Origin of the sequence: Sinorhizobium numidicum, from assembly GCF_029892045.1 — a bacterium.
Classification (GTDB): Bacteria; Pseudomonadota; Alphaproteobacteria; order Rhizobiales; family Rhizobiaceae; genus Sinorhizobium; species Sinorhizobium numidicum.
The window spans coordinates 97899-114880 of record NZ_CP120369.1 but is presented as its reverse complement, the minus strand read 5'-3'; the positions used below and the strand labels follow the sequence as shown (position 1 = coordinate 114880).

The 16982-nt window shown below is 55.7% G+C and carries 16 protein-coding genes and 2 pseudogenes; 3 read left to right on the top strand and 15 right to left on the bottom strand.

The window, feature by feature from the left end; genetic code table 11:
* The first annotated feature begins 432 nt into the window (after positions 1–432).
* Positions 433–2142 (top strand): type IV secretion system ATPase VirD4, encoded by a 1710-nt coding sequence (gene virD4, locus PYH37_RS29685; RefSeq protein ID WP_280736383.1) that lies wholly within the window; start codon positions 433–435, stop codon positions 2140–2142.
* Positions 2143–2278: 136 nt separating this feature from the next.
* Positions 2279–2473, top strand: coding sequence for a hypothetical protein (locus PYH37_RS29680; RefSeq protein ID WP_280736384.1), 195 nt, complete (start codon positions 2279–2281; stop codon positions 2471–2473).
* An 88-nt stretch (positions 2474–2561) separates the two neighbouring features.
* On the opposite strand, the pseudogene virG reads toward PYH37_RS29680, so the two are convergent.
* The 12 genes and pseudogenes from virG to PYH37_RS29620 form a co-directional block, all read right to left on the bottom strand.
* A pseudogene (gene virG / locus PYH37_RS29675) lies at positions 2562–3286 on the bottom strand (two-component system response regulator VirG).
* 1070 nt (positions 3287–4356) lie between these two features.
* Positions 4357–5397 carry a P-type DNA transfer ATPase VirB11 gene (virB11, locus tag PYH37_RS29670; RefSeq protein WP_280736385.1) on the bottom strand — a complete coding sequence of 347 codons (1041 nt, stop codon included), beginning with the start codon at positions 5395–5397 and terminating at the stop codon, positions 4357–4359.
* Between the two features lie 38 nt (positions 5398–5435).
* A complete protein-coding gene (virB10, locus tag PYH37_RS29665) occupies positions 5436–6560 on the bottom strand; it encodes a type IV secretion system protein VirB10 (RefSeq protein WP_280736386.1) in 1125 nt (374 codons plus the stop codon).
* Entirely contained in the window at positions 6557–7438 is an 882-nt protein-coding gene (gene virB9, locus PYH37_RS29660; RefSeq protein WP_280736387.1) for a P-type conjugative transfer protein VirB9, read from the bottom strand. Before virB9 ends, virB10 begins: the two co-directional genes overlap by 4 nt.
* Positions 7435–8148, bottom strand: coding sequence for a type IV secretion system protein VirB8 (locus PYH37_RS29655; protein WP_280663469.1), 714 nt, complete (start codon positions 8146–8148; stop codon positions 7435–7437). Before PYH37_RS29655 ends, virB9 begins: the two co-directional genes overlap by 4 nt.
* On the bottom strand, positions 8135–8302 hold the full coding sequence (locus tag PYH37_RS29650; RefSeq protein ID WP_194732549.1) for a type IV secretion system lipoprotein VirB7: 168 nt from the start codon (positions 8300–8302) through the stop codon (positions 8135–8137). Before PYH37_RS29650 ends, PYH37_RS29655 begins: the two co-directional genes overlap by 14 nt.
* 33 nt (positions 8303–8335) lie before the next feature.
* Positions 8336–9223: a type IV secretion system protein gene (locus tag PYH37_RS29645; protein ID WP_280736388.1), complete on the bottom strand. Its 888-nt coding sequence runs from the start codon at positions 9221–9223 to the stop codon at positions 8336–8338.
* Positions 9224–9301: 78 nt separating this feature from the next.
* The gene (gene virB5 / locus PYH37_RS29640) at positions 9302–9982 is read right to left on the bottom strand and encodes a pilin minor subunit VirB5 (RefSeq protein WP_280736389.1); all 681 of its coding nucleotides are present in this window, start codon (positions 9980–9982) and stop codon (positions 9302–9304) included.
* 13 nt (positions 9983–9995) lie between these two features.
* The gene (virB4, locus tag PYH37_RS29635) at positions 9996–12365 is read right to left on the bottom strand and encodes a type IV secretion/conjugal transfer ATPase VirB4 (RefSeq protein WP_280736390.1); all 2370 of its coding nucleotides are present in this window, start codon (positions 12363–12365) and stop codon (positions 9996–9998) included.
* On the bottom strand, positions 12365–12691 hold the full coding sequence (locus PYH37_RS29630) for a type IV secretion system protein VirB3 (protein ID WP_280663465.1): 327 nt from the start codon (positions 12689–12691) through the stop codon (positions 12365–12367). The genes virB4 and PYH37_RS29630 overlap by 1 nt, the downstream gene beginning before the upstream one ends.
* Complete coding sequence (gene virB2 / locus PYH37_RS29625) at positions 12691–13053, bottom strand: pilin major subunit VirB2 (protein ID WP_280663464.1); 363 nt, start codon at positions 13051–13053, stop codon at positions 12691–12693. Before virB2 ends, PYH37_RS29630 begins: the two co-directional genes overlap by 1 nt.
* Before the next feature lie 19 nt (positions 13054–13072).
* The gene (locus PYH37_RS29620) at positions 13073–13780 is read right to left on the bottom strand and encodes a type IV secretion system lytic transglycosylase VirB1 (RefSeq protein ID WP_280736391.1); all 708 of its coding nucleotides are present in this window, start codon (positions 13778–13780) and stop codon (positions 13073–13075) included.
* Between the two features lie 1069 nt (positions 13781–14849).
* On the opposite strand from PYH37_RS29620, the gene PYH37_RS29615 reads away from it, so the two are divergent.
* A complete protein-coding gene (locus PYH37_RS29615) occupies positions 14850–15089 on the top strand; it encodes a helix-turn-helix domain-containing protein (protein WP_280736392.1) in 240 nt (79 codons plus the stop codon).
* A gap of 141 nt (positions 15090–15230) precedes the next feature.
* On the opposite strand, the gene PYH37_RS29610 is transcribed toward PYH37_RS29615, so the two are convergent.
* From PYH37_RS29610 to PYH37_RS29600, 3 genes and pseudogenes are all read right to left on the bottom strand, one after another.
* Positions 15231–15833: a hypothetical protein gene (locus tag PYH37_RS29610; RefSeq protein WP_280736393.1), complete on the bottom strand. Its 603-nt coding sequence runs from the start codon at positions 15831–15833 to the stop codon at positions 15231–15233.
* A gap of 256 nt (positions 15834–16089) precedes the next feature.
* Positions 16090–16356 (bottom strand): annotated as a pseudogene (locus tag PYH37_RS29605) (transposase); the annotation flags it as partial.
* A gap of 269 nt (positions 16357–16625) precedes the next feature.
* Positions 16626–16973 (bottom strand): hypothetical protein, encoded by a 348-nt coding sequence (locus PYH37_RS29600; protein WP_280736394.1) that lies wholly within the window; start codon positions 16971–16973, stop codon positions 16626–16628.
* Positions 16974–16982: the final 9 nt, after the last annotated feature.

Below are 16982 nucleotides of genomic sequence, written 5' to 3'. Positions count from 1 at the left end.
TATTGAAATGCCCAGACGACATTTCCTCATCGCCGATAAGCTTTGCGACAGCACCTCGTTCCGCGAAAAGCTCCTCGCCATGACCATCGAGACCTGCATCCCGTCCTCTGAACCAGCGTCTACGACAAAGTTCCCTATCGTCGCTGGCACCCTTCTTTGGAGAGTTCCTCTAAGCAAAAGAACGAGTGCCGCAACCCGATAGTTACAAAGCTGTTTTAACCCGATTGAAGCTGTAACAAGAATATACTCTTTTGTCTTGATTATGATTTCTCCGCGGCTTAGCGTTTCAGTCCATTGCTGGACATCCCGTATCTTGCGCGGGTCCGGGATCTTCCGCTGTCTGCGTCGCCGACGCTATCAGGCGCAACTTCGCCTGTTCGATGCCGTGAGGAGCGCAGCATTTTTCTACCAATCGAACGATTCGAAGGACTTATGATTTCAACCGAAACTAGGCCCTTAAGTATAGCTGTGAGCATCGTGTGTTCACTGGCTGCAGGTTTTTGTGGGGCGAGCTTGTACTCAACATTCCGTTACGGTTTTGACGGAAGGGCTTTGATGACGTTTGACATCCTCGCGTTTTGGTATGAGACGCCTTTCTATCTGGGCTACACAACCCTGTTCTTCTACCGGGGTTTGGCTGTCGTCGTCTTAACGTCGGGAACCATTCTGCTATTGCAGCAGATGATACCCGGACGCAATCGGCAACATCACGGCACCGCGCGCTGGGCTCGCGTGGATGAAATGCGGCGTGCGGGTTATCTTCAGCGGTACAATCGCATCAGTGGTCCAGTGTTTGGGAAGACGAGCGCCCGTTTTTGGTCTGACTATTACCTGACTAATAGCGAGCAGCCTCACAGCCTCGTCGTTGCGCCGACGCGCGCGGGAAAAGGCGTGGGCATTGTCATTCCAACGCTACTTACGTTCAAGGGCTCAGTGATAGCCCTCGACGTTAAGGGCGAGCTTTTTGAACTCACCTCTAGGGCTCGCAAAGCGCGTGGCGACAGCATTTTTAAATTGGCACCGCTAGACCCAGAGCGACGGACGAATTGCTACAATCCTCTATTGGATATCATAGCAATGTCGCCAGAGCGGCAGTTCACCGAAGCGCGTCGCCTGGCGGCGAACCTCATTACGGCCAAGGGACAAGGCGCGGAAGGTTTCATTAACGGCGCGCGAGATCTTTTTGTCGCCGGCATTCTTGCCTGTATCGAGCGCGGTACGCCAACGATCGGGGCCGTCTACGATCTCTTTGCTCAGCCAGGGGAGAAATATAGGCTCTTTGCGCGCCTCGCGGAGGAGACCCGGAATAAAGAGGCTCAGCGGATCTTCGATGACATGGCGGGTAATGATACAAAAATCCTAACCTCCTACACTTCTGTGCTAGGGGATGGCGGGCTCAACTTATGGGCGGACCCGCTGGTTAAAGCGGCAACAAGCCGATCGGACTTCTCAATCTACGATCTGCGACGTCGCAGGACTTGCGTTTATCTTTGCGTCAGCCCAAACGATCTTGAGGTGGTCGCCCCTCTGATGCGCCTGCTTTTCCAGCAGGTCGTTTCAATTCTGCAACGCTCGCTGCCTGGCAAGGACGAAAAGCACGAGGTGCTATTCCTGCTGGACGAATTCAAGCACCTGGGTAAGCTGGAGGCGATTGAGACGGCAATCACGACGATTGCGGGCTACAAGGGCCGTTTTATGTTCATTATCCAAAGTCTCTCGGCACTGACCGGAACTTACGACGAGGCTGGCAAGCAAAACTTCCTCAGCAATACTGGCGTGCAGGTCTTCATGGCAACAGCCGATGACGAGACACCGGTTTATATTTCGAAAGCCATCGGTGAATATACATTTCAAGCACGATCCACTTCCTACAGCCAAGGCCGTATGTTCGATCGCAATATTCAGAATTCAGATCAAGGAGCACCGCTATTAAGGCCCGAACAGGTGCGTCTGCTTTCTGACAAATACGAGATCGTTCTCATTAAGGGCCAGCCACCATTGCAACTGCAAAAGGTACGATATTATTCCGATCGCGCGCTGAAGCACATCTTTGAAAGTCAGACAGGCGACCTTCCGGAGCCGGCACCCTTGATGATTGAAGAAGGGAAACTTGGCGTGAATTCGAGCTTTAACGACTGTTGACGAGCATACTCCGCAAAGCGCGACTGAGGGGGCAGCTGAGCGCTTCCCGCGGATGCGACAGAACGAAACGACAAGGTGGGCGCTGACGGCGCTAATAAGCTCAATCTGACCATCGGCAGGAGCGGACCAGGCCGACATGACGCTGGTCATCGCGCCGCGTTCAGGAGCACGCCACGAGCGCCGGCCGATACCTCACGACCGTATTGCCGCCAAACTGCCCTTCGACCACAACCTGCAAGCCTGTGTCATCACGCGTCCCGCAAAAACACGCTACAGCGGGCAAAACACTCTAAAAAACCGAGGAAAACAGGCGTTTATGGACAGGCACTAACCTAGAAACACCGACACGCCCGTCTCGCGTGACCGCACGGCCCGGCAGCGGCTCGCGGACATCATGCCGCCGACGGTGTAAGGACTACTCAGGCGGCCAATGTGCCCCCTAGTGAATATGCACATCAGCGTCGAAGAAATAGCCTGCACCCCGGCACGTTTTGATCAGACGAGGGTTGGCCGGATCCGCCTCAAGCTTCCGGCGCAAGCGCAAGATGAGGACGTCAACACTTCGGTCATAAACCTCTTCTCCACGTACTCGGCTCGCAAGCAGAAGCTGTTCTCTGGATAAAACGTCGCGTGGTTTTTCCAAGAAGGCGACTAAGAGATTGAACTCACCTGCGGTCAGCTTGAGTTCGCCGCTCTGTTCAGAGATCAGTCGGCGTTGCTTTAGATTAAGCGTCCAACCGGCAAAATAAAATGAACGCCGATCTTTTGCCCGTGGGATGATGGGCCGCTGCCGCAACGCTACTCGAATGCGGGCCAAGAATTCTCGCATTCCAAAAGGCTTAGGAACGAAATCAGTTGCTCCGAGCTCCAGTGCAAGAACTTTTTCGGCCTCCTCAAGACGGTCCCCGCTGATGATAATGATGGGAATATCCGATTTTCTCGTCAAATTGCGGACGATGTCCAGTCCATCTTCGCGACCCAAATTAAGATCAAGAACCACGAGATCGACCGGCTCACACGAGAGCACGCGATTGAGCTGCCCACTATCGCTTACTGCGGTCACCTTAAAGGCATGCATCATCAGATACTCGACGATGAGGTGCCGCATGGCGACATCGTCATCGATGACAAGAACGTGTTTCAATGGCTCACCTTTCAACTTGAACCAGGCTGGCAAATCTCTAGTCAATCGATCGTCTCCGATTGCTTTCGGGTCTAGTTCCGATTGTCGGGCACTTCGTAGGAACACACCGGTAGAGTTCGGAACCTGCCGGCAGGCGCTTTTTCGTCGAGACACTTCGGGTCACGGCGCGCGCATTCTGTCGCGCGAAGCCCTTTCCTTCGTGGGCAAAGACGAAGGTGAAGGTCTCGCCCTCCCCCGCGGTCACGAGGTTCCCGTCATAGGCGACGACCTCCTTGACGCCCGACCACACCGAACGTGAGAAAACGGTCGAGGTCAGGCAGTACATGAGCTCCAGCTCGTTGTCGCATTCACGCAACCACCATCGAAAGCGACAGGCACGTCGACGGGCACGTCCAGTCCTGACGCTAAGTGGACGCTCGAGCTCTGTAAGCGGCGACACGATCGAAATCCGAGCCCATCCCTCCTGAAAAGCTTCTCTTGCCGCGCCTTGATTTCGTTACCTTCGGCGCTCTCTAATAGGACGCAGCAAGATTGGTAAAGTTGATTGTTTGGATAACGATCATCTACGCTATGGATGTTTCCATGCGTTTTACGGCCCGAAAAATAAACCTTCTCGTCGCGCTGCTGACGATGGTCCGCGGTGCCCCTCGACAGCAGCCGAGGCTGTGAATGGTGAAGAAGCCCAAAGTGGATGAAACGATGATTTCCTTCATCGATGAGCACCGCTCGGTGTGGACTTCTGGAGCCCATCCGAAATATACCGCCAGCCGATAGGAGCAGTTACAACATGCTGGGCGAACCAGCCATGGCCACAAAACGAATGGCTTCCGGCGAATGCGGTGCGTTCAATGACGATCTGTTGGGTGGCGGAAGCGCCGGGCATCAGATGGTCGCTATCGTATCCGTGCCGCGAAGCGTTACCCCACCACATGATCTTCATCGCCACCGCGAGGGGCTCGGATGACCAAATCGCCCGCAATAACCTGAACTACGATAGTAGATCGCGCAGGGAGACGGCTCTTCAAAATCAGTGCTGAGTAGGATGGGATCGAGGCTGTTGTAGAATGAACCTAATGCTGGTTCAGAAGACCAGCCACTGTCTCTCCGCGTCGGCGCGCGTCAGCGGCCAGCCAAATCTCGCCAACTTCATAGACGTCACCATAGCTTCGAAACGGCACAATGACATCGATGGCCGCCGACAGCATATCAATCAGCGTGAGGTCTTCTATGGCAGCTCCTTGCGGGCTGCTCTTGACGAGCGAAAAGAGCTTCTTGAAGCCTTGGACGGGATCGGCCCCGTGAATAGTGGAGATTGATCCTGGATGGCCAGAAACAACTTCGCTGAGATATGCCCAAGCGGCATCGTCGCGCATCTCGCCGAGCAGTATTCGGTCCGGCCGCATGCGAAGACTAGCTTGTAGAAGTTGCTCCGCGGTTACGCCACCTAAACCTGCCCCATCCTTCGAATAAAGTAGCCTGACATGATTCTCATGCGGAATTACGAGCTCGAGCGTGTCTTCAATAGTGATCAGCCTTTCCTGCGGCGGAATGGCGTTGATCAAAGTCTTGCTCATCGTCGTCTTGCCGCTACCCGTGTGGCCGCAAAGCAGTATCGTCAGCCGCCCAGTCACGCACGCGTGCAGGAATTCTTCCAAATTGCCGCGGGCGTAGTGCTCAAGGATCTGTTCATCCTGTTGACCTTGGCGCTCCTTGCGCAACCGCCATTGATTCCAGCGTGAAGCGTCATAGCGAGATGAGACTTCCTTGAGTTCCGAAACGCGAGAGGATGGGCGCCGGATTGTCAGGCTGACTGTACCTGACGGCACTGCGGGCGGTAAACAAATCTGTAGCCGCTCTCCGTCCGGCAACTCGGTGGCGCAGAGAGGGCTTCGCGGTCCAACATCTTGCTTTCGTAGCGCTCCCGCCAAGATCGCGATATCTTCGAGATCGTCGTAGGTGAGAGGTGAAGGATATTTCGTATACGCGCCAGCCTGGCGGACGAAAGCCTGCCCAGGTCTATTAATCGCGACCTCTTCGGTCCTGGGGTCCTCAAGCCATTTCAAAACAGGTTTGAGGAGGAAACGCAATTGGGTATGTGCCTCCGCTTGCATTCAAGTCTCCAATCTTCATTGTCGTTGGACTGCTTGGGCTAGGGCCGTCGATTGCGCGCTCTCGTTGTCGCATTGGTCGTGCGAAGCTCGTATATATCTGAGAAATCAAGATCCCGAGCCACGAATATTGACACTGCGTCCCCCTGGTTCTTCTTCAGGGTTGGCGGAATGTTGATCGTTGCTTTAAGCGCCGTGTCGGCGGCTTGTGCCCCATTGTTTTGAAAGCTGTTGAGGTTAGGTCCGCCGGAGCTTTCTGTGTGTTGACTGGCGGTCTGGAACGCACCTTGGACGACGCTCAAGAGCATTGCCCCTCCGAAACGTTGCCAGAAGTGATTGTCCACCGTGCCAGGCATGCCGGAGCGGCCGAGTTCATCAGCGCCCGGTGACACGAGCGACACCACGGCATGATTCGGTGTTTCGGCCCGGTTCCAGATCACAAAGACGCGCGCATCGCCCTGCTGGAGACCCTGCTGAATCTCGCCGATGACGGTTGTTCCGCGATCTAGAAGCACGACGTTGTTCGTCGCCCCACGGACGTCTTGGGGTAGGACGCACTTTACATAGCCGGGTAAACTTGTATCGATCGCTGTTTGTAAAATGCAGGGAATGATCGTTCCTTGCGTAATCATGAAGTCAGGGTGCGGCAAGAGTGTGGCCCGGCTTGGCTCCTGCACACCTGCTTTCATCCGCTTTGATAGGTCATTATCGACTGAAGCTTCGTCCGCGAGCATAGAGGCATACTTTTCCAAGGTGGAATCCTCTTTGTCTTCGCGAGTGTGACCGATGTCCGCGGGTTGCTCACCACTTTCATAGGCAAAAATAGGCGATTGCTCGGCCTGCGGATCAGTTGCTTCCGAGGAGCTCTGTGCTGGCGGAGGAACTGCCGGCTGCTCAGCCGGCGGGGGTGCTGAACGATCAGGAGCATCCTCAATCGGTGCCGGACGAAAGGGCTCGGTGTTGGTGAGAACTGTTGTTTGGGGCGCAGGGGATTCCACTTCTCTCTTTGAGAGTCCGCTAACCCAGATTAGGGATAGTGATGATGCCACAATAACGCTTGCAATCATCAACTTCAGCGGTCCCGAAAGGCGCCGGCGAGTTGGCTCAGAGACCAGGGATCCGGCTGCATCTACGTCGTGCCGGGTTTGTGGATCGGCGTCGTTCATCGACTTGCCCCCTTCAGAACGCGCCACACATCATGTCTCACTGTACCGGTGCCCGGCTTTCGTCCAATGGGGTCGTATGCGCTATTCCAAATGCCTAATACTGTACGGCCATCTCTCAGACGCCATTCACGGGCAACTGCAGAAACCTCGACATAGTCTCCTTTGACCGAATAATTGGCGGCGGCTTCCTTGCCGTCCGGATTGATCATGTAGATGGAGGGAATGCGCACATTACCTGGAAAACGGAATACAGTACTGACTCCATTATCAAAAACCTCCAACGGCGTGAGCGAACGGTCGCCCTGTGCGACGTAATGGAGATTGTTGTATCCGGGATCGGCGATTCCGGCCGGCTGATCCAATAAATCCTGAGCCCTCTGTTGATACTGCGTCTTCGCTCGGAGTCGATCGACGACCGACAACCTTTCTACTTCCTTCTGCCGAGCAGCAGCTTCGTCGGCAGGATAGACGAATTGTACACTGTAATAGAGGTCAGGCTGCTCTTTGTTGAGCCGAGACATGGTCTTGGTGGAGATACTGAAGACATATCGTCGGGTACCTGCCTCGCTCGCGGTCAGCACGACGACAGGTTGCGGCGGGAGGGCTTGGCTTGCCTTGAAAAAGAGATAGTGGCCGCGAGGAAGGGCTGCCAGATCTTTGCTATTAGAAACGGCGACAGCTGTTACGGTCTCGTTGGCACCGAATGTAACAACTAAAGTGGCCCCGACAGCGGTCGACAGGCGGACCACTTGGTCGGGATTGTAGGCCAGATAGCGCATGCGCGGATCTAGTTTGCCGGCTGCAGGGGTGTCTTCCGCATGCGCGCTTGCCGCCAAGGAAAGCAAACAGATTATTGTGAAAAAGGTCCTTGTTGTCATGGCTCGCTAAGCCCCTCGTTCGATACGGTATCTTCCGCGGCCTGGTAGGAGGTAACAGTCAGCCCCCCTGGATTGGACAGTCTCGATTCACCGGACAGGCTTGTCACCTTTTCATAACGGATGGTTGCGGTCCAAGTACTCACGACCGGCCTCTGGCCATCCATGATGAGCGTTCGTTTGTAGCGAATCTGCTGGACGCCCGGCGCAATATCACTTGAGGAGAAGTGCTCGACATCTAGTCTCCCCCCCTCACCGATTGTGACCTGTGGCGACGTCGGATTAGGGTAATTGAAGAATTGCTGATATTCCTGGCGCACAGATGGTGCGCTGAAACTCGATACGAGATCATAGGCGTATTGAGCTGTGTCCGCTGTATAGCCCTCACGCAGACGGACATATTGCCAGAGTGAAGCGTTGATAACGGCCTGCTCTTGCGTTGCGGGCAGTCGAGACACGGATACTTCGCTGTCAACGGTTCCATCCGCTCGTACCCAGAGATACACAGGCACGAGCTTGGCGAGCGGAACCATAGTGGCGATAGTGAAGGCTTGCGCGATATTTCCAAGAACTGCGGCCGCCGCAATGACCACAAGAATCTTGGAAAGACGCCGCGCCGACTTCGCACGTGACGTTTGGAACGCCTCTACTTCCCTGTAGTGCGCGGAAAGCGCTTCTCGCTCCACCAGGAGAGCATGTTCAGCGCCCTTCATTAGGTTCTCCCGCACATTCGAACTGAAGATCCGATGCCGTGGGTTGCCATCGCTCCACATTCAGCTGAAACGCAGCACCCTTGCAGGTCGCCAGTGTATCACTTGTCTTGCAAGCGGCCAAAGCGAGGAATAAAACCAAAGAACAATACTTCATGCAGTCAACCTACTAGTTTCGTTATCATTGCGTTTAACGGCGCGCAACTTGGGCCAATTGGCGGTTGAGGCTGCTGGGAGATTTATTTGAGCCTGGCCAATAGGCACCTGCAATATTGCCGGCAATCACCGGAAGCGCGACGATCAGGGCGTCACCAGCTAGAAAGAGCATGTCGAGTTCGTAAAGCCCGATAATCTTGGCTGCCGTCGTGCCCGCATTGTTGATCACCGCGAGCATTATTGCGAGACCCGCTAATTCCGTAGCGATGACTATAGTCGCCACGATGTTCAACAGGAGAAGCAGCAGCCCGTAGGAGAGGAGCTGGCCGACCCATTTGGAAGCCATGTCGCGGGTGTGATCAAAGAGATAGCCTATCAGGATCAGCGGCCCGATCGCTAAGAGTACCTTGGTAAGAATCCCACAGGCGTCATAGATCTCGAACGCTACCCAAAGCGCACCGTAGAAAACCCACTGTGCGCCTTCAAAGGCGAGAATGTCTTGGCTGTTCATTGGTCCGATTTCGGACGCAATCTTCTGAAGGGCGACCTGGCTTAGAGCAAACATGATGTCAAGCTTTTGCGGAATATTAATCAGCGGAATATTACTGCCGCTGACCTTGTGAACGAAGCCCGGAATTGTATCCTCAAAGAACGAGACTACGTAAACATGATAGTTCGCCTGCCCCAAGACAAGGGAGACAACGATCGACACTTTGATGATCTTCATGATCCCAGCACGAGCATCGATTTCGCCGCGCATCACCAGAATGCCCTGGACTATGATCCAAAGCGTGACGCACGCCACCAGAGGCGCATTGACTGCGCTCTGGATTTTTTCGAGCACTGAGTTCAGTGCGAGTGTAAAGGCACTATCGAAGACCGTATGTATAGCCGTAAACGGCGCAGAAATCGAGAATTTCATCGCTCCAACCTGATTGGGTCGTTCCACCGCAGTTGGGCGGAGTTGAACTCTATCTGAGCCGCATTGCCCACCGTTCAACTATGGGCGTAAGAAGATCTTCGCGGTTTCCTGGCGTTCTCGTCGCTGGGCTGCGGCCTCCTCTGCGGCGTGGAGGCTGGCCTGTGCAGTGGCCATCGTCAGCAGACTCGTAGCCTGGCTGTTCTGGATAATTGCGTCGTGGATCTGTTTGAGAAGCAACCCGTTTGTGACGGTAGCCTGCATAATGTTCCGTGAACGCGACAGCTGACGTAGCGTGTTGGCATTTTCCCGAAGGCGCTTGTCCATCGACTCGAGATTGTCGGCTGCAATACTCGCGGTATTAGCAGCACCGGTGATCTGCTCACGGAGCAACTCTGCATGTGCGTCGCCGCCATCGATTACGCGATCGCGATCCATGGCGATCGAGCGTGCTGTGGATGAGACTGGTCTCTTACTGTCAAACATCTGCTCGCTTAGGTTATTCGTCGATGGGTACTTATTCTCTTGGTTGAGCTGGCTCAACAGCCCTGTGACAGCGAAGCTCGACGTGAACATCGCCACCATCGTCATCGTCTGTTCCAGCAGATCCGCTGTCTTGATGAGGCTAAGACCAGAGTTCACATAACTCAGCCACGTGTTCACGTTTGTTGCGGGGTCGGTGACGACCCACTGCGCACGGGCCGGCGCCTGCATAATAAGGCAAGCGGCAAGCGTCGTTGCTGTCAGTTGGGTGAATTTCATGAAACTTCCTCCGTCAATCTTGCACTTCGTTGTAGCGTGCCATGAACTTGTCGATCCACGCATCAGGGGCATTTCCGTATTTGTCACGGAGCTGATCGACAAAACGCACCGTGTTGGCCCGCCCCGACAGTACGGCGACATATTCGCGCATCTCGCCGAGATCGAACTCGCAGATAACGCTTCCGCTCTCGCGCTTAAGCAGAAATTTGCGGCTGCCGATTGCCATCTGCTCGCGGATGGCCTGAAATTCTCCTTCGGTACACTTTAAGCCGCCGATGTAGGCTGATCGGTCCGCTGTCGGTGATGGGTAGAAGATTTTCGTCATGCATTGTGCAACGAGACTTGCTCCCAGGGGCGATTCGAGAACATGCTCAGGCTGCTGTGTTGCGAGTATCAACATGCCGTTATTCTTGCGAACAGTGAGCAAGAACTTGTCAATGACTGCAGCGAATTGGGGGTTTAATAGATAAAACCGAAACTCGTCGCAGCTCATGACAAACCGACGGCCATCTACGACAGCGCCCACGCGATGCAGGAGGTATGCAGCGGCCGGCGCACAAACCTCTTCGTACTCTAAGAGCTGTGTCATGTCGAAGCCGGTAATGGAGGCATCCAGCCTTACTTCATCCGCCTCGCCATCGAAGGCCCAACCGAGCGCGTTTCCTCTGCACCACCGCTCCAGTCGCGCTCCCGCGCCCTCGGATGGGCTGTGTAACAGGAATTCGCGTAGGCCCGCGAGTGAACGCATACTGGGCTCAAATGAAAGCTGCCGGACGATAGCGCGTTCGAGGCGGCGGTTCTCTTCCGGCGAAATAGCTCCGCGTCCGTCGCTCTCGATCAGGGCCGTCACCCACTCGCGCAGAAAGTCCCGGGAGGCCGATGTATCGTCCAGGCCCCGTAGAGGCGCCAGGCCGCTGGGAACGCCTCTGCGTAGCGCCAGATACGTGCCTCCCGTGGCACGTACCAGCAATTCACCACCGCGGTCCTTATCAAAGAAAACAATCGTACCATTGCGTCCAACCATGCTCTGCTCGAGCATCGCAAGGACAAAGGTCATGAGCGTTGTTTTGCCTTTTCCGACGGGTCCGAATATTGCCGTCATACCCACGTCATTCTCGTGAGGGAGGTAATCGAAAGGAGTTCCACCGTTGGTGCGGAAGCGCGCAACCGCATTGCCCCAGTGGCCCGAATCGGTGCCGCTTGGGAAATTCTCTAGTGAGACAAGACCCGCGAAATTTCGTGAGGTGATCGCCCCGGGTCGCGTGCGCCACTTGGTGTTCCCCGGTAGTTGCGCCCAGTAAGCCGCCTCCATACCAATACCCTCTTGGACGATAACGGCGCCCGCATCCGTCAATCGCGTGCGGGCGCTTGCGGCCCGGTCGGCAAGGCTATTGAGATCATCGGCATAGACGCACAGGCTTAGATGATGCGAGCCCATTACGAATTCGCTGCTTGCCAACGCGTCCTCGGCCTCGGCGAGTTCATTGATTTGGGTGACGGCCTTGTCACCGGAACTCGTCATTTGATTGGACTTTAGACTGAGTTTGGCATGAGCCTGTGCACGCGTGAGGAAGGAGAAACTCTGGCTCAACACAAGCGGGAAATTCGCGGACAATAGCGGATTGAGCATGCCTGGCCGCGTCTTTGCCGGATATTCTCGAAATGAAAACATTGAGCCAACGTAGCTATCTCCGGGGGTTCGAATCTCTAGTGCCCGCTTGCCGCAGATTACTCGGTCGGTATAAATCGAAGCGCCCAGTGAGCCGCTAACCACTGGAACCGGGGTAACGCGGCAGGTCATTATCAGTCGGAGCGCCTCCGCGATTTCTGAGAAAATGACGCCATCTTTCTCGCGGATACCGAGCCGGCGGAGACCATAGGCATCGAGGGCGGCACCAGTGATGTGCCACAGATCTTCCAGGTTCCGCGTTTGATTTGCTAAATCGTTCTCGTTTCTATTGTTGCGCTTGATGAACCGGCCCGCGAGTTTGCCTACCGCAGTGCGGGGAAACACGAGCAAGGTGAGGAAATGATCGTTGCGAAAGAGTTTTCCGGACAGCACGCGCCGCTCATAAGCTTCGCTCAGACTGCCAGCAAACGCGCTATGGAAGTGCCGTGCCGGGGGCGACGGCACATCGTTATGTCGGACCAGATGAGCACATATTGATACATTATCATCGGCAATGTTGCGCAAGAGCGCATTAAACGCTCGGCAGCGTGCGTTGCGGGTGGCAACGTCTTCAAGTTCAAAGGGCAAACCTTTGACATGTGCCATGGCCATGATTGAGCCGTCTTCGAGAAGTACAACCTGGTCACTTAGGTGACCGATGTATGGTAGATAGATCTCACCAGACCTCTCGGTCCTGCCACTTGTGCCGAGCATTAAACCATTCCTCTTCCTCGTCCCGGCACTTTGATCGGGTTGGGGCTGACGCTTGCCCCGCCCCAGATGGGCGCATCCACGCTTCTGCCAGCGGTCTGCAGATAAAGTAGCGCTACACTCGCGGCGTTATAGTCGCGCTCGACAACAACCCGCGATCCGAACCACAGTGGCACAAGAATAATTTCGTAAAGAGGGTTCTGAACGATGACGATGATTAGGCCGGCTAACATCATGAGCAATCCGGCCAAGCTCAGCGGCACGCCTAGGAATAATGCAGGGCGTGTCGCCGCCACGTAGAGAATACTCTCTTCCAGTCGGTCGCTCATCAGCCCCCCCCTATGAGGGCTTTACCAAGGAAGCTGGCCCCGAACATGATGACGATCCCCCCGATGACACCGGCAACGAGGCCGAGTGAAGCACGACCGAACATCCACGATATGCCGATGGCGACGATGCCGAGCACAGCCAGAGACTGTCCGAAGGGACCAAGGATGAATGCGCAGATATTATTCACCATTGTGGCAGGGTCGGTCCCCCCTGTAACTTGCGCGATCGCTGGCCCGGAGCAGACAACGCTCCAGGCCGCCGCCCCGCCAGCAGCGGGCGCAAAGTCAACCGCCATGCGCAACATGGCGTGCAGGAGAGAAAAGGGATTAAAACGCGCACGATTTCTGTTAGATGACGCCATTACTGTGCTGTACCTCCATTCAATCGAATACAAATGGTTTCTTTTTCGAGGGTTCACGGTCTCCAGACCTCTGGAGTGCTGGAAGGCTGATGAAATCGCCTGCCGAACGGTCTCGCTCATACGAACCCCAGACATCCCATGTTTCTTCCGAGATCGGCTTTTCATCAGGCCCTTCCGGTTGTTCGACCAGCGGTGGCACGATCTCTCGAGCGGCCGACTCAACCTTCTGCACATAACCGTTCGCAAACCCGCGCGTCAGGTCACCCGTGTTGTAGGCCGAGATTGCCTGGCGAAGTGCCAATTGCTTTGCCGCGGTAGTGTCGCCGCCGGCATAGCGGCTTTCCAGCAAATGCGCCGCAGCCACAAGTGACATGCAGGGCTGAAATGCCTTTTCTATCGTGAGATTAAGGAAGGAAAAGTTTTTACTGTTGATCTGCATAAGCCCAACGTCGATTGAATGTTGTGCTTCGAGGCGGGCTTTGACGCTCTGGTGCGCTTGCGTTTGATCATTCCAGTGAAGACTCTCGCCGGTGGTATTGTCATGTGCCGCAAGCGGATCAAAGCCGCTTTCAACCTTGGCAATTGAGGCAAGCGTAGACGGATCCACCCGCGGAGCGCATTCGCGAGCGAGGCGCTCGAACTCACGGAAGGAGAGTGGCGCGGCCTCGCTTGATACGCAAGTCGAGGTCAAAACGGCGACCGCCAAGGGCCAAGCTGCATTCAACATTTCCTATCGCCTCAAAGTCGCGAGCTGCCGAAAGAATCGGCGTCATTTGTCACTCGCGTTTATTAAGGCGGTCTGTTACTCTAGGATGTTCCAATTCCACGTTTTTGGTTTCATCTGAAACAAATGGCGTGTCCACCGTGTCAGCGAGCACAAGGCGATACGATGCACGGTTGTCGGCCTGATGCGCTCTTTCGCGGCTTGAGCAAATCCACGTTGTGCAAAACGTTGGGTCGAAAGGGGCCAAGGTCGAAAGGGGCTTCTGTCTAAAATCCTCCAAAGAGTCGAGCAGACAGCACCGATCCAGGTCGGCGCCGCGAAGGCGCGCCGACCAGCCGAGCAACGCATATCGCATCGAGAAGAACCCGCGAATGCATGGTCTGGCGGTTCATATTAGCCATTGGTTCGACGTTCAGCTGAGTATAAGCAAGCATTTCTAGCTCGCGCAAAAATATCCGTGATTCCTTCGCGCGCGAGCTGCGCTCGCATCTCGTCCGTCACGCAGCTGACGTTGCGCTTCTTGAACTGGTAACGGGTCTCGGACGCATGGAGATCGACCATGACATAGGGAGCAGGCTCAGAGAACGCACCATGGAGTGCGGCGCTTCCAAAGAGCCCCGCTTGCCAGTCGTCGACCAGCGCGGGCGCGAACCTGTCGCCGAGATCAAAGCAAGTCCAGAAGCGCGGCCACCGCCGCGTGGGGACACTTGCTTGCCTCGTAGACATAATTCGCACCCGGATGCCATGTCGGCAGGCATTGCGCTGATCCGTGCGGGCCACAGGATAGCCCGCCGCCACTAGGTCGATTGGGTCGAATAGGCATTCGGCCAGCAAATAAGGGCCTGTGTTGCTTTGCGGTTGACGGGAGGGTGGATCGCGGCGCTCGAGACGCTGTTCAGGGCGCGCACGCTCCCCCGCCTGAAGAGATCGTGCTGGATCTGGACGCACGGACTTTTGGGACCTATATTGCAGTGCAACATCAATGATCCTTGCCAGGCCGACATATCGATGGCTGCAGGCTCTCTCTCAGAAACAAGCGCGCTCCTGGCGCATTATTGATAGGAGTCAGTTCATGACAAATCCTATGAGCAAGCTGGACGTTGCCACGTGCAGAGACCGCGTCGATATAGGTTTCGCTGTCAAGCAATCTCGCGAGGCAATGGGATATAGCGTCGAGGACCTCTCCTTGACCTGCGGTCTCACTGGCGCCGAAATTACCAGGATTGAACTGGGTGCCGATGTCGACCCCGCCAGGCTCAGGCGCATCGCCGCTGCACTCCAAGTGCCAAACTCGACGTTCCGCCTGACTTAGAAATATCGGGTTATCAGACCCGACCCCTAGTGCAACGCGCGAAAACCCGGCAGATGATGTCGAGGTAGCGCCCGCACGCAGCTATCCGCGGAACTCGCGCCTCAGCGGTTTCTTTGCCCCGACGCCAGTGGTGCGACCTCGTTATTCGGCATCAAATCGTTCAAGCATCTTCTTGAGCCAAAGGTTCTGTGCACGAAGCTGTTCAGCCAGTAACCTCTTGAGGCGCTTATTGTCTGCGTCCAGGGCGGCAAGCTCGTCGAGCGAGATCGGATTGTCGACAGTCCCGGTCTGCGCCTTTCGATCATCGTGCCCAACTTTCGAGTTGAGCGCGATCGTCTGGGCGGGGGCAAGCTTTCGAGGAGTGTTGATTGATGTCGTTCGAGGCTGCGATGCCGGTTGGCGCTCCTGTACTTGCACGACCGCTTCGGCCGGACGATCGGTCTCATGGTGCTTCGAGGTTTCGATCTCTGCGCCGTTGGCAAAGGGTATCGATGCTAGTGCAACGTCGACATCGTCGGCGTGTTCGTTGACAGACTCTGCATTGATCGGATCAGCCGGCCTAGTCTCACCGGAGTAAGGCGTTCCAGGTGCTTCATTTGAATTGAACAGATGCGAGGCCGCATCTTCCACTTCGCGGGCCAAAGCCTTGAGATCCGTGTCTCCCCAGATTGACTTCGTCTGGGCTTTTGGCTGTCGTCGCCCCGACTTGAATTCGACAACGAACCTCCGTTGTGGCGTCTTCATCTACTCTCGATCCCATGCAAACCGTGAAAAAAGTAACGCCGATTGGCGCCGTTGCATTCCTGCTGGCGCACCAATACAGACCTTCCTCGCGCGCTTCAACTGCTCGTTAACCTCGCAGTTGGCGCGCCTTTCGGCAAGAGCGGAGAACAGCAAGGGCTTCGTTTGCCGCGACAATGCCAAATGGGAGCAAATATAAGCCTTCTGGCGCAACACGGAGGACGCCGAAGAACGTCGCCCCGCGCATTCCCGGTCCTGTTTAGTCCAGACCGAGCCTCTTGCGCAGTTCGGCATTTTCCGCTCGCAGCTTCTCCGCCAGTAGTTTGCGGAGCCGCTGGTTTTCCTCTTCGAGCTGGACAAGATCTGCCAGCTCATCGCCGGCCGGCAGGGGCTTGGCGCCGTTGGTGTCCTTTTGCTCGACAGGCCTCGCAGCACCTTTCCAATGATAGTAGGTTTGCTCTGATATGCCGGCGCTCTTGATAGCGTCCTTGAGGGTGTTGCCTTCGCTAAGTTGCGTCTCGATCGTTGATGCCCGAGAACGATGCAAGAATTGCGGCAGCCGCAATGCATTGTCATTGTCGATGCAAGCGGAGTCACCCTTGGCCAGCTGCGGATGCGTGTTGCGATTCTTGTCCTTGCCAGCGCTGAAGCAAAGGCGCGTACCGCCCAGAATCCAAAAGGAACCCTAAAACAACTGATGAACGAGCGCCAAGAGATCTATGCGCAGGCCCAGCTCAGAATTGACCCCACCAATCGGAATCCCAATAAGAGCGCGGCTGAGTGCCTGAACAAGCATCATGCCAAGCTTTGCGTCGCCGTACCCGAACCAACTCCTATCCCGCCGACGAGCACACCGGCGGTCCTGATGTGAAGGCCGCCGGTAAGTTCGGTCACAGCTCCGCCTGTTGCAGCGGCGATGTGAAGCCGCAGCTCTTCCGGAATTGTCTTGGTCTCCGCACCAATAGAGGCTGGGTTTGCAGCAGCGGACGGCTCGTATCGCTCCCCAGTTGCCTCATGATCATGATCGGTATTGATCCAGATCGAGATCGCCTTATGGCCGATGCAGTTGCGGGTCCTGTCATTGATGAAGGACCCTCCACCCCAAAGAAAGCTGGACGGATCGCGGGCGGCGATGCTGGGCATCAGGGCCTC